Genomic DNA, 13,303 nt, shown 5'->3' on the forward strand with positions numbered 1-13,303 from the left:
CTTCACCTGCTTCCTTCCGCCAGCATCGTGAACACCACCGGGTCGGCGACGTCGTTGAGCGCGGTGACGAAGGTGGCGACGCGCGCCGCCCCCGACCGCAGGGCCACCCAGCCGGCCGTGCCGTTCGGCTCGGCCACCAGGTCGACCCGGGCGTGGCCGTTCTTGCGCAGGCACTCCACCGCCCCCCAGACCCGGGTGGCGGCGACCGACAGGTCCTCGCCCTGCTCCCGGGCCAGCAGCGTGGCCAGGGCGAGGCCGTCGGCGCCGATCAGGCCGGCCCACTCGTCGGCCGAGCGGGCCGCGGCCAGCTCCACGTCGCAGCCCACCGCCGCGGAGGCGCCGGCGACGGCGACGGTGACCCCGGCGCCGTGCGAGGCGGAGATCCGGACGTCGGCGTCGACCTCCGGCTTGCCGTCCGGCCGGTAGCGCACCGTCGTCTCCGTGCCCAGCGCCCAGCTCACCGCGCGGGCGGTCTGCCGGCGGCGGGCCTGCGTGCCGGTGGCGTCGGAGTCGTCGGGCCGCACCACGACGCGCAGCTCGTCGGGCAGGAACGCGCCGACCCGCCGCTCCAGGTACGGGCCGACCAGCGCCGGCAGCCACGGCCCCGTGCCGTCCTGCTTGCGCACGGCGTGCAGGCGCAGCCCCTGCCACCGCTCGACGAGGTTGCCGTCGGCGTCGCAGACGTCCACGTCGTAGTGGTAGGTGTCGCCCTGGCGCAGCCGCTCCACCGCGTGGATGGTGACCGTGTCCAGGGTCGCGGCGACCTTCGGGTCGGCCAGGTGCAGCCGCTCGATCGCGCCCGGCAGCAGGGTCGCGTCCGGCACGCAGCACTGCAACGCGTGCATCACCGTGTCCCGGGTGCCCGGGTCGCCGAGGACCAGGTCGCCGGGGCGGTACCGGGCGAACCACGCGTCGACCGGCCGGTTGGACACCCGCGCCGTGCAGCTCGTCGCCGCCAGGTCCAGGTAGCCCAGCAGGCGCTGGAACCGCCGTCCCTGGAACAGCACCGGGCCGTACAGGTCACGGGCCGGGTCGATCGGCAGCAGCCCCGCCGCGGCGGTGCCCGCCCGGGCCTCGACCCGCAGCGGCCGGTCCCAGCGCAGCCGGGCCCGGAAGTGGTCGGCGGCGAAGTTGGTGTCGCTGCTGCGCACCACCGCCTCGACCGTGCCGTCGGCGGCGGCGAGCACCGCGATCCGGATCGTGTTGCTGCCGGTGGGCGGCACCACGATCGGACGCAGCAGCTCGACGTCCTCCAGCACCGGGGCCTCGGTGCGCCCGGTGAGCGCCGACGCCGCCTGCGCCATGGCCTCCATGCCCAGCACGGCGGGGAAGAGCAGGTCCCCGTCGAGCAGGTGGTCGGCCAGGTAGAGGTCGTCGTCGGCGGTGAGGTCCGCGTCCACGACCAGCTCCACGCCCGGGTAGTGCACCTGCGGCCGGTCGATGAAGCGCAGCAGCGGCAGCTCGCGCCGCTCCAGCGTGACCGTCGCCAGGCCGTCGGCGCGGCCCATCACCACCAGCGCCTGCGGCGCGACGGGGCTGGCCAGCACCTCCTTCAGCGTGGCGATGCCGGCCTCCACGGGGATCGGCGCGATGCCGTCGCGGGTGAGGGCCTCCAGCACCCCGAGCCGCTCGCCCATGCCGGCCCCGGACCACACCGACCACTCCAGCGCCAGGCACCGGATGTGCGGGTAGTCCTCGCCGACCTTGCGGGTCAGGTCGGTCATCCAGTCGTTGGCCGTGGCGTAGTGCCCCTCGCCGCGCAGCCCGGCCCGGCCGATGATGCTGCCGAAGGTGACCAGCAGCCGCAGCGTGTGCGGGTCGGTCGCGGCGAGCACGGCCTCCAGCCCGTCGATCTTCGGGGCGAGGGTCCGCCGGAACGTCGCCTCGTCGAGGTTGGCCACCGCCGTCGGCTCGTTGCGGCCGGCGCCGTGCAGCACGCCGGTGACCGGGCCGAGGACCCGCTCGATGTCGTTGACGGCCGCCTTCACCTCGTCCAGCGCGGTGATGTCCGCGCGGGCGTAGTGGAAGCGCACCCCGGCGGCGGTGAGCCGGTCGAGGTTGGCCGCCAGCTCCGCGTCGGTCGCCGGGTCGGAGCGGCCGATCAGGCCGACCGCCGCGAGGGTGTCCCGGCCCAGCGCGAGGGCGCACTCGGCGGTGATGCCCTTGCCGCCGCCGGTGACCAGCAGCACGTCCTCCACGCCCAGCCCCGGCCCGCCGTTGGGCGGCAGGGCCGCCGGCCGCAGCACGGGCACGTGCCGGTTGCCGTCGCGGTCGTAGTGGACCTCGCTGAACCCTGCGGTGGCCGCCACGTCGGCGACCACCCGGGCCACCGTGGCCGCCAGCGCCTCCTCGGCCGGCTCGTCGACCAGCGGCAGGACGACCACCGTGGTGACGATCTCCGGGTGTTCCTGGTGCAGCGTCTTGGCCAGGCCGGCGGCGGTGCGCCGGTCACCGACCGCCACGAACCGCACGGCGCCGCCCTGCGCCAGCGCGGACCGGGCCGCGCGCAGCATCACCGGGATGTGCTCGGGCTGGCCGTCGCGCGGCAGGCACAGCAGCACCCCGTCGCCCACCCGGGCGTGTTGCAGCGCCGTGCGCAGCGGCTCGGCGAGCGGGTTGTGCCCGGCGGTGAACACCTGCCACCCCCCGTCGACCGGGGCGCCGACGCGCGGACCCACCTCCGTGGGCACCAGGTCGACGGCGAACGCCCGCACCCACGGGGCCACCCCGGCGATCGACGCCTCCTGCTCGTCGCCGCCGGCCGCACCGCCGGCGGCGTCGTCGAGGATCTGCGCGATCTCCGCCACGGTGGCGGTGGCGTAGCTGGAGGTCAGCGTCGGCGCGGCCACGTTGAGCTCCCGGGCGGCCTGGTTGACGATCTGCCCGACGGTGATCGAGCTGAGGTGCAGCTCGTCCAGCGGCCGGCTGTCCGGCCGCACCGCCTCCAGCGGCAGCTCGGCCCGCTCGGCGGCGAGCCGGCGCAGCAGCTCCAGGCTGTCGAGGGTGGCGCCGGGTCCGGACGCCGCCACCGACGTGCCGTTCGGCGTGGCCGCGACGGCGGCCAGTTCCTCGGCGGTACGGGCCACTGCGAAGTCCCCGGCGGGGGCCGACTCGGCGGGGCTGGCGAAGAACCGCAGCGGCCGGCCCGGCTCCAGCGGCCGGGCGAACCGGTCCTGGAACAACGCCTCGTGGTTCACCGCCGCGCCCGCCGCGTACGCCGCGCCGACGGCGTTGAGCAGGCCCGCGAGGGAGAGGCTGTCGGTCTCCAGCGAGACCGTCGGCACCTGCGGGGCGATGTCGGCGGCCAGCCCACGCAACACCCGACCCGGGCCGACCTCCAGCAGCAGGTCGGCGTCGTCGGCGAGGCGGCGCACCGCCTGGGTGAACCGCACCGGGTCCAGCACCTGCCGGCGCAGCAGCTCCGGCACGTCGGTGTCGGCCGGCAGCACGTCCCCGGTGACCGTGGAGACCATCGGCCGCGCCAGCGGCGCGAAGGTCTCGCCGCTCAGGTGCTCGGCGAACGCGACGGCAGCCGGGGCGACGGCCTCGGAGTGGAAGGCGTGCGACACCGCGATCCGGGTCCAGAACAGCCCGGCCCGCTCGGCCGCCGCGCCGACCTGCAGCACCGCGTCGACCGGGCCGGAGACCACGGTCTGCTGCGGGCTGTTGTAGCCGGCGATGACGACCGGCGTGCCGGCCAGCAGCGGCTCCACCACCTCGGGGGCGGCGGAGATGCTGGCCATCGTGCCGTCCCCGGCGCTGGCGTCGGCCATGATCCGCCCGCGTGCGCCGGCGGTCGCGATGAGCGTCTGCTCGTCCATGGCGCCGGCCCAGTGCAGGGCGGTCAGCTCGCCGAGGCTGTGCCCGGTCGCGCCGGTGGCCCGGATGCCGAGCATCGACAGCGCCCGCAGGCCCGCGACCGACCCGGTCACGATCCGCGGCTGCGCCACGGCCGTGGCCACCAGGTCCGCGCCGGGCGGCGGCTGGTGGGCCTGGTAGAGGGCGTCGATCTCCTCGAACCGGCGGCGCAGCGCGCCGCCGTCGGCACGCCGTCCCGCGCCCTGACCGGGGAAGAGGAACCCGATCCGCGGGGCGGGGCCCGCCGCGCCGAGGAAGACGCCGCCGGCCGCGTCGATCACCCGCTGCTCGCCCGCGTCGACCAGCTCGACCAGCCGCTCCAGGCGCTGCCGCGCCTGCTCGGGCGAGGCGACGACCACCGCCGCCCGCACCGGTCGCCCGGCCAGCTTCCCGGCCAGGGCCACCGCCAGGTCGCCCAGCTCCGCGTACGACAGGCGGCCCACCCACGGCGCCAGGTCCGACAGCCGCGAGCCCAGCTCCTCCGGGGTACGCGCGTCGAACATCAGCAGCTCGGTGTCCTGCCGGGAGCGCACCAGCGCGGTCGTCGACGCCCCGATGCGGGTGCGCCGGCCGCTCTCCGCGCTCTCGACGACCACGTGCGCGTTGATGCCGCCGAAGCCCATCGACGACACGGCCGCGCGGATCGGCTTGTCGGCCGGCCACAGCTCCGCCGTGGCGGGCACCCGCAGGGCGGGCTCCTCCACGTCGAGCACCGGGTGCGGGTCCACGTGCCCGGTGGCCGGGGGGATGACCTGCTGGCGTACGGCGAGGATCGCCTTGAGCAGCCCGGCGACCCCGGCGGCGGCCTTGGTGTGCCCGAAGTTGCCCTTCACGGTGCTGATCGCGGCGGGTGCCGCCGCCGCGTCGGCCTCCTGCCGGGCCTCGGTGAACGCGCGCAGCTCCGTGGCGTCGCCGACGGCGGTGCCGGTGCCGTGGCCCTCCAGGTAGGACACCGAGTCGATGCCGAAGCCGGCCCGCTCGTACGCCCGGCGGATGGCCAGCCGGTGGCCGCTGGCCTCCGGCCGGGTGATGCCGCCCTTGCCGTCGGAGGAGTAGCCCCAGCCGGCGATGACGGCGTGCCGGCGCAGGCCGCGCGCGACGGCGTCCTCGTCGCGCATCAGCACCAGCATGCCGCAGCCCTCGCCGGGCCAGAACCCGTTGGAGTTGCGGTCGTAGACCCGCATCTCGCCGGTGGCCAGCGCGCCGGTCTTGGCGAAGCCGATCACCTCGAACGGGTCGATGCTCAGGTCCACGCCGCCGGCGACGGCGGCGTCGAGGTCGCCCCGGGCCAGGGCGTTGCAGGCGGTGGCGACCGACAGCAGCGACGACGAGCAGGCCCCGTCGACGGTGTAGCCGCCGCCCTTGAAGTCGAAGTGGTTGCAGACCCGCCCGGCGATGGTGTTGGCCAGCCCGCCGGCCAGGGTGTCCTCGTCGATCGGCGGGAACGGCGCCTTGTAGCGCGGCTCCAGCTCGTCGAGGAACGCGCCGACCGCGGCGTCGTCCCAGCCCTGCTCGCGCAGCGCCGCTCCGACCGTGCGCCGCACGTACGGCCAGCGCAGCCGCAGCAGGTTGGCCCGGCTGAACTCGCCGGTGAGGGTGTTGCCGATGACCACGCCGGTGGTGGCCAGCGGCAGCCCCTCGCCGTCGGCGAAGCCGGCGTCGGCCAGGGCCCGGGCGACGGTGTCCAGGGCCAGCCAGTGCGTCATGTCGGTGGACCGGAAGGTGCTCCCGGCGATCTTGTACTTGACCCGGTCGAACTCGAAGCCCTCGATCACGGCGGCCTTGGCCGAGTAGAACCGGTCGGGCGCGGCGGGGTCGGGGGAGTAGTAGTCCTCGGCGTTCATCCGCTCGTCGGGCAGCCGGCGGAACGCCCGGCGGCCGGTGAGCACGTTCTCCCACAGCTGGTTGGGGTCCTCCGCGTCGGGATACCGGCAGGCGATCCCGACGACGGCTATCCGGTCGCTCACGCGAGGCTCCTGGGGGTGTCGAGGGTCAGCTTGGCGGCGGCCCGGGACTTCTTGCGCATGTCCGCGATCCACCAGCCGATGCCGCGGATGCCGCAGACGACGACCACCGCGAAGAAGAGCGTGTAGACGACGTTGAACAGCATCAGCACGCCGTAGGCCATGGCCACGCCGGAGCCGAACATGAACTGGTTCATCGGCTTGACCGGGGTGGTGCCCGGGTCGGTGATCATGTAGTTGGTGAAGAGCACGAACGCCACACCGGTCATCACGGCCAGCGCCGAGAACAGGGCCACGTCCCAGATCCAGGCCCGCAGGAACGCCTGGATGGCGAAGCCGCCGAGCCAGCCCACGATCAGCGGGACCTTGCGGGTCAGCAGCGCGTTGATGACGGTGCCGGCGGTCACGATGATGATCGGGATCATGATCCGGAAGTACGTGTTGGCGTTCTCCGTGAACTGGTACGGCGGGGCGATGGAGATCCAGGAGCCGAAGCAGACCAGCGCCATCGTGATGCCGAAGTTCGACGGGTTCATGTAGTGCCGCATCCGGCCGTAGACCGGGGCCTGGAAGACGTACTTGCCGGTCACGCCGACGATCACGGCGAACGCGATCGGCAGGAACATGTCGTTGGCGTACAGGAGCATGTTGCAGGCCAGCGCGGTGATGTGCGAGGGCAGCAGGAACTCGTACACCCGGCGGCCGCCGCCGCCGAGGAACCGGGGGGTCTCCTTCTTGGCCCGGGCCCGGATCAGCTCGAAGGTCAGCTCGGTGGCATAGCCGGTGAGCACCGCGAAGATGGGCCACAGCCACGGCTGCTCGAAGCCGAGCAGCGTGTAGCCGAAGATGTTGAAGACGCTGATCGAGATGGCGAAGTTGCGCAGCGCCAGGTAGCGGCGGTCGGGCTCGGGCTTGGCCGGCGCGGGGCGGACGGGGGCCGCGGGCGCGGTGTCGATGCTGGGGGGCGGGGCGATCGTGGTCATCGGTTCGGAACCTCCTCGACGCGGTCGGTCAGCACGAGGGTGTGCGTGCCGGCGGTGAGCTGCTGGCTGGTGCTGTGCTGCTGGCCGCTGAGGTCGCGCCAACGCATGTCGACGGTGACCGGGCCGCTGCTGGCCCCCAGCCCGAAGTGGACCTCGAAGCTGCGCTTGCCGCCGTGGCCGCTGCCGCCGTCGAGCTGGGAGATCTGCTTGCGCCCGTCCGGCGTGGTGACCGTGACGGTGGCGCCGTACGCCGGGGTGCAGAGCATCTGGCCCTCCGCGGCACCGACCGCGGGCCGGTACAGCCGCAGGTTCAGGTAGTTGCCCTTGGCGGGCGCCTCGTTGGCGTAGAACGCCGGCGGGCCCCACTGGCGGGCCACGGCGAGGTCCAGCGCCCCGATGCCGCGGGTGTCGGCGGTGGCGATGCCCCGGGTGGGGATCGGCACGTCCAGGCCGACCTGCTTGGTGATGTTGGCGAACTCGCCGCTTTCGGTGCGGGCGAAGAACGCCAGCGGCTGGCTGCCGGCGATGTCGTCACCGGGCTGCATGTTCGGCCACATCGCCGGGTTGGACATCAGGTCGTCGTTCATCATGGCCATCTCCTGCAGCCACGGCCAGCGGTCGATCTTGCCCTTGACGAAGCCGAGGGTCTGCACGACCTCCAGGTCGCCGCTGTTGAGGAAGTCGCCGAACTTCACGTCCCAGCCCCAGCCGCTCCAGGCCAGGCCGAGCGGGCGGGCCTCCTGGGTGAACGGGGCGACGCCCTTGTCGAGCTTGGCGAGCATGTCGCGCTCGTCGCGGGCCCGGTTGATCCAGACGAAGTTGCTCTCCTCCAGGCCCCAGGCCGTGGTGATGTTGGAGACCATCATGTCGAAGCTGCCGTTGCGGTCGAGGTCACCGAAGTCGATGCCCATGCCCTTGAACGAGCCGTTGCCGAGCACGAACGACTTGGGCGTGGTGGGGGTGCGCTCGCCGACGGCGACCTTGAACTCGATGCGGCCGGGCCGGGAGACGTTGTGCAGCAGGTGGTCGTGGCCGAAGTCGTTGGCCACGTAGACGTCGGGCAGGCCCCGGCCGGTGAGGTCGGCGGCGTTGAGGCCCAGCGTCCAGCCGGTCGACGCGACGAACGGGATCGCGGCGCGCTCCGGCACGAACGTCACCGACGGGTTGTCGCCCGAGGTCGCCGACACCCAGCGCAGGACGTGGCTGCCGCCGCCGTTGGTGGCGCTGGACAGCGTCTCGTTCATCTCGACGTTGTCCTGGCCCCGCGTGTTGAGCACGTCGGACTCGGGGAAGTAGTTGCCGATCACCACGTCCGGGCGGCCGTCGCCGTCGAGGTCGCTGACCAGCGAGGCGTTGGTGTGCCACTTCGGGCCGTGGTAGATCCCGTCGGGCGAGCTCTGCGGCAGCAGCTCCTGGCGCTGGTAGGTGGCGTTGGACACCGTGGTCGCGCTGGCCTTGTGCAGGAACAGGATCGGCACCCGGCCCCAGTAGGTGACCATGAGGTCCATCCGGCCGTCGAGGTTGTAGTCGCCCGGCACGCAGCCCATCGGGGCCATCGTGTCGTCGAAGGGCAGCGGCGCCGGGTCGAGCAGGAACGGCGCGAACTGGTCCTCCTTCGGCGCGGTGGGCGCGTACGTCACGACGACCTTGTTGGTGCGCACGTCCACGAAGCAGAGGCTGTTGGCGCGGCCGTGGCCGGTCAGGTCGTTGATCGCGATGCTCGCCCCGACCGACGAGATCCAGGCCCGGATCTTGTGGTACGAGCGGTTGACGTCGCGAATCGTTTTCTTCGGTAGCTGGTCGTAGCCGTCCGGGTAGGCGATCGACTGCTCGGTGAAGCGGTACTTTGTGGCGGCTTCGTCGGCGCCGGCGACCGACACGCGGCTGTCGATGATGAAAAAGAGCGAGGCCACGAGTAGAATCGCGACTATTCCGGGACTGAGCGAGCGTGCGCGTTGACCCAGCACGGTACGGTCTCCTTACAACAGAGCCATCGGCTTCTGCCAAAGCCGATGGCGTGAACAGGGCAGACGGCATCACCGCGACGGTGTTCCACGGGCGGTCCCGGGGTGCTGCGCGGCAAGGGATGGGGGAGTGTCGCCTGACGTCGGGGGCTTCGCGGCGCGACGGTCCGGCCGGAGGAAGATAGTTTCCCCGGCAATTTTCCGTCGGCGCGTCGAATCTGCTTTCTGAGTGCCTGGTTTCCTCCTGCGGCGGTCGGGAAAAGTGGATGCTCGGCGACCGGATCAGGCCAGGTTCATCGTGCGACGGTGGCGCCGGGGCGCGCTTCTTTCACATTGCTCCCGACGTTTTCGCAGCATGCGGCCGGTTTAGTTCGCGTATAGCGGACGATTTGACGCGTCGGATCCCTATTGGTCGATCTCACCGCGTTGACCCGCTGTGTCCACCCGTCGGCCCAAGACGGCAATATGGCGACTAACTGTCGTCGGCAGGGTGGCTAGCGTGGGTGGCGGCGCTGCCCGAGGCGCCGCCCGGGCGTCGTCCTGCGGGACCGCCCCCGCCCGGGACCCCGGGAAGAGAGGAAGCCGCCGTGTCTGTCGAGGGATTCTGGAAGGTGGCCGTGGCCACCCCGTTCGGCGTCCGCCGCACCGAGTTGGAGCTGTTCAGCAAGGATGGTGTCCTGCAGGGCATCTCCCGCGGCGAGAAGGAGACGCTCACCCTGAACGATCTCACGCTGGAGGGCAACCGGCTGTCCTGGTACCAGTCGATCAAGAAGCCGATGCGGATGGACCTGGCCTTCGACGTGACGATCGACGGCGACGAGATGACCGGCACCGCCAAGGGTGGACCGATGCCGGCGGCGAAGGTCAGCGGCCACCGTGAGCCGGCCGCCCAGCCCGCCTGAGCGCACCGCCCGCGCGCCGGCCGCCCCCGCCGCAGCGGCGGGGGCGGCCGACCGTCGATCTCCGTCCTTCGGCCGCACCATCCAACCCGGATATGTATTGACTTAAGTGCATTTATCCACAATGGTCATGGGTACTCGACGCGGGAGCAGCCATGACCGACTTGCCAGAGGGCACCGAGCACCACCGTTACCTGATCATCGGCGCCGGCCCGGCCGGCCTTCAGCTGAGCTACTACCTCCAGCAGGCCGGCAGCGACTACCTGACGCTGGAACGCGCGGCCGAACCCGGCGAGTTCTTCCGCCGGTTCCCCCGCCACCGCAAGCTGATCTCCCTGAACAAGGTGCACACCACCAGCACCGACCCCGAGATCCGGCTGCGCTGGGACTGGAACTCGCTGCTGCACACCCCGGCCGACCTGCCGTTCGCCGACTACAGCCGCGAATACTTCCCTTCCGCCGACGACATGGTCCGCTACCTCGGCGACTTCGCCCGCCACCACGGGCTCGCCGTCCGCTACGACACGACCGTCGAGCTGGTCACCAAGACCGACGACGGTTTCCTCGTGCGCGCCGGCGGTCGGCTGCTGCACGCCGACTGCGTGGTGTGGGCCGCCGGCTGGGGCCGGCCCAACATCCCCGACGTACGCGGCATCGAGCACGCGATCGGCTACGAGGACATGTCCACCGACCCGGCCGACTACGCCGACCAGCGGGTGCTCATCCTCGGCAAGGGCAACTCGGCGTTCGAGACCGCCTCGGCGATCCTCGGGCACGCCGCCATGATCCACCTGGCCAGCCCGCGTCCCCTGCGCCTGGCCTGGAACACCAAGCACCCCGGCGACGTACGCGGCCACCACGGCGCGGTCCTGGACAGCTACCAGTTCAAGACCCTGCACTCCGTGCTCGACTGCGTCATCGACGAGATCCGCCCGGTGGGGGACAAGTACGAGGTGCACCTGACCTACACGCACGCCGACGGCGAGACGGCCGTGATGGAGTACGAGACGGTGCTGCGCTGCACCGGCTTCGCCATGGACACCTCGGCCTTCGCCGACAACTGCCGCCCCGGCATGGTGCCCAGCGGGCGGCTGCCCGCCACCCGGCCCGACTGGCAGTCGGTCGACGTCGACGGGCTCTACTTCGCCGGCACGCTCGCCCAGGATCGCGACTTCAAGAAGGCGTCGTCCGCGTTCATCGACGGCTTCCGTTACAACCTGCGGACGCTCACCGCCCTGCTGCGCGAGCGGTACGAGGGCGCGCCGCTGGCGTACGAGAAGGTGGCGGCGGACGCCGAGGCGCTCACCGAGGTGGTGCTGGACCGGGTCAACTGGAGCTCGGCGCTGTGGACGCAGTTCGAGTTCCTCTGCGACGTCCTCGTCGTCGACGCGGCCGCCGGGGTGGTGCGCCACTACCACGACCTGCCCGAGGACCATGCGGTCGCCCGGTTCGGCGGCGAGAGCCACTACTACACGTTCTCGCTGCGCTGGGGCCGCGACGAGTACGGCGACGTGTTCGCCATCGAGCGGCACCCGCAGCCGGACCGGGCCGCCGAGAGCGCCTTCATCCACCCGGTGGTGCGCCGCTACCGGGGCGGGGAGCTGGTCGAGGAGCTGCACCTGCTGGAGGACCTGCTGGCCGAGTGGCGCCGGCAGGACCGGCACGTGCAGCCCCTGCGCGAGTTCTTCACCGCGGACCTGGGGCGCTGAGGCCTACCGCAGGACCATGACCTCCGACAGCGACTTGCGGGTCAGCTCCGGCACCGTGACCCCCTCGGCCGGGTAGCCGACCGGCATCACCAGGCAGGCGCGCTCCTCGGCCGGGCGGTCGCAGATCTCGTTGAGGAACCGCATCGGGCTCGGCGTGTGGGTGAGCGTGGCCAGCCCGGACAGGTGCAGGGCGGTGATCAGCACGCCGACGGCGATGCCGACCGACTCCTTGACGTAGTAGGGCTTCGGGGTCTGCGGCCCCTGGTGGACCTCGAACACCACGATGACCACCGGGGCGGTCTCCAGGAACGGCTTCTGCCAGTCGGTGCCCATCGGGGCCACCGCGTCGAGCCACTCCTGGGAGGCACGGCGGGTGTAGAACTCGATCTCCTCGGCCTCGGCGGCCTCGCGCAGCCGCCGCCTGCGGTCGGCGTCGGTCACCACCACGAACCGCCAGGGTTGCAGGTTGGCGCCGCTGGGGGCGGTCGCGGCGGCCCGGACGGCCTCCTCGACGACCTCCAGCGGCACCGGCTCGTCGGAGAAGTGCCGCACCGACCGGCGGGCCGCCATCCGGTCGGCGAACGCCCGGGCGGTGCGGTTCATCAGCGTGGGTTCCAGCCGGTGCAGGTGGAACGGGACGGTCGCGATCTGGTCCATGAACGGCCTCCATCAGCAGGTCGGGCCCTTCCAGCATCACCCACGCCACCCGCCGCCGGTTGTGCGCGATTGCCCAGATTCGCGGGGTCCGGCCGGGGGGACCGACCGCCCGCCGGCCCTCGGCAGGTCAGCCCGCCGTCCACTCCGAAAGCCGGTCGACGACGTCGGCGAGCGTCCCGCCGGCGTGCACGACCGCCCGTTGCCGCCGCGCCCCGGTGCCGTCGGCGGCGAGCTGCTCCAGCCACCGCGCGACGGGGTCGTGGTCGCCGTGGGCACGCAGCGCCGGCTCCACCGTGGCCAGCAACTCGCGGGCCAGCTCGGCCGCCGGCCGGAGCCGGCCCGTGCGCGGGTCCAGGCCCGCGCCGTCCAGGCCGTCGCGGGCGGCCCGCCAGTAGGCCACCCGCAGCAGCTCCCCGGCGACGTGCGGGGCGGGCTCGCCGGCGTCCACCGCCGCCGACAGGTGCGCCACGAGCGCCCGCACCAGCGCCGCGTAGCGCGCCGCGTCCTCGGCGGTGAGGGCCGAGTCGGCCACCCGGACCTCCAGCGTCGGGTGCCGTTCCGAGGGGCGCACGTCCCAGAAGATGGTGGCCCGGTCGACGAGGGCGCCGGCGTCCAACAGTCGCCCCACCACCTCGTCGTAGTGCTCCGCCGAGTCGAACACCGGCGGCGGACCGGCCACCGGCCACCGGCCCCAGACCGTGGTGCGCCAGCTCGCGTAGCCGGAGTCGCGGTCGTCCCAGTACGGCGAGTTCGCCGTGAGGGTCAGCAGCAGCGGAAGGTAGGGCCGCAGGTGGTTGCCGACCAGCACGGCCCGCTGCCGGTCCGGCATCTCCACGTGCACGTGCAGCGCGCACAGCGCCAGCTCGTCGTGCAACCCCCGGAAGGTCTCGGTGCCCCGGCTCTGGCGCGGGCCGACGGTCATCGGCGGCGGCACCGCCCCGGCGACGGGGGCCGTGCCGGCGGCCACCACCCGCAGGCCCGCCGCCCGGGCGCAGTCCGCGACGACCTTGCGGGCCTCGCCGAGCTGGTCGGTCAGCTCGCCGAGGGTGCCGCAGGCGTGGGTCCTGGTCTCCAGTTGCAGGGTGGTGATCTCCCCGGACACCCGCTCCCCGAGCGACGCCGACGCCGCCGCGACGACCTCGGCGGCCCGGGGCACCGGGGCCCGGGTGGCGGCGTCGACGACGAGGAACTCCTCCTCCACCCCGAAGCGGGGCGGGGCCGGGTACCGGCGCGTGGTGCGGCTCATGACACACCATTATGGACGGTGTG

The 13,303-nt window shown here is 72.9% G+C and carries 7 protein-coding genes; 2 read left to right on the plus strand and 5 right to left on the minus strand.

Annotated elements, in window-relative coordinates; genetic code table 11:
* Positions 1 to 2 precede the first annotated feature (2 nt).
* From LPU61_RS17310 to LPU61_RS17320, 3 genes are read right to left on the minus strand one after another with little or no spacing between them, the layout of a single operon-like run.
* Positions 3 to 5,825, minus strand: a complete 5,823-nt coding sequence (locus LPU61_RS17310; protein WP_229405492.1) for a type I polyketide synthase — start codon at positions 5,823 to 5,825, stop codon at positions 3 to 5.
* Entirely contained in the window at positions 5,822 to 6,805 is a 984-nt protein-coding gene (locus LPU61_RS17315) for a hypothetical protein (protein WP_043969053.1), read from the minus strand. Before LPU61_RS17315 ends, LPU61_RS17310 begins: the two co-directional genes overlap by 4 nt.
* On the minus strand, positions 6,802 to 8,718 hold the full coding sequence (locus tag LPU61_RS17320) for a CRTAC1 family protein (RefSeq protein WP_229405493.1): 1,917 nt from the start codon (positions 8,716 to 8,718) through the stop codon (positions 6,802 to 6,804). Before LPU61_RS17320 ends, LPU61_RS17315 begins: the two co-directional genes overlap by 4 nt.
* 638 nt (positions 8,719 to 9,356) lie before the next feature.
* Here LPU61_RS17320 and LPU61_RS17325 point away from each other — a divergent pair.
* Together LPU61_RS17325 and LPU61_RS17330 are read left to right on the plus strand one after the other, a co-directional pair.
* On the plus strand, positions 9,357 to 9,671 hold the full coding sequence (locus LPU61_RS17325; RefSeq protein WP_043969055.1) for a hypothetical protein: 315 nt from the start codon (positions 9,357 to 9,359) through the stop codon (positions 9,669 to 9,671).
* Between the two features lie 152 nt (positions 9,672 to 9,823).
* On the plus strand, positions 9,824 to 11,377 hold the full coding sequence (locus LPU61_RS17330) for an NAD(P)-binding domain-containing protein (protein WP_043969056.1): 1,554 nt from the start codon (positions 9,824 to 9,826) through the stop codon (positions 11,375 to 11,377).
* 3 nt (positions 11,378 to 11,380) lie between these two features.
* Here LPU61_RS17330 and LPU61_RS17335 read toward each other — a convergent pair whose 3' ends face one another.
* Both LPU61_RS17335 and LPU61_RS17340 read right to left on the minus strand, forming a co-directional pair.
* Positions 11,381 to 11,980, minus strand: a complete 600-nt coding sequence (locus tag LPU61_RS17335; protein ID WP_199486227.1) for a nitroreductase family protein — start codon at positions 11,978 to 11,980, stop codon at positions 11,381 to 11,383.
* A gap of 181 nt (positions 11,981 to 12,161) precedes the next feature.
* Entirely contained in the window at positions 12,162 to 13,280 is a 1,119-nt protein-coding gene (locus LPU61_RS17340; protein ID WP_043969057.1) for a glutamate--cysteine ligase, read from the minus strand.
* Between the last annotated feature and the right edge of the window lie 23 nt (positions 13,281 to 13,303).

The organism is Micromonospora sp. NBRC 110038 (assembly GCF_020884815.1).
GTDB classification, from domain to species: Bacteria; Actinomycetota; Actinomycetes; order Mycobacteriales; family Micromonosporaceae; genus Micromonospora; species Micromonospora haikouensis.

Coding starts and splice junctions, on each gene's coding strand:
- LPU61_RS17315 (WP_043969053.1), bottom strand. CDS start 6,805: ATGACCACGATCGCCCCGCCCCCCAGCATCGACACCGCGCCCGCGGCC.
- LPU61_RS17330 (WP_043969056.1), top strand. CDS start 9,824: ATGACCGACTTGCCAGAGGGCACCGAGCACCACCGTTACCTGATCATC.
- LPU61_RS17335 (WP_199486227.1), bottom strand. CDS start 11,980: ATGAACCGCACCGCCCGGGCGTTCGCCGACCGGATGGCGGCCCGCCGG.
- LPU61_RS17340 (WP_043969057.1), bottom strand. CDS start 13,280: ATGAGCCGCACCACGCGCCGGTACCCGGCCCCGCCCCGCTTCGGGGTG.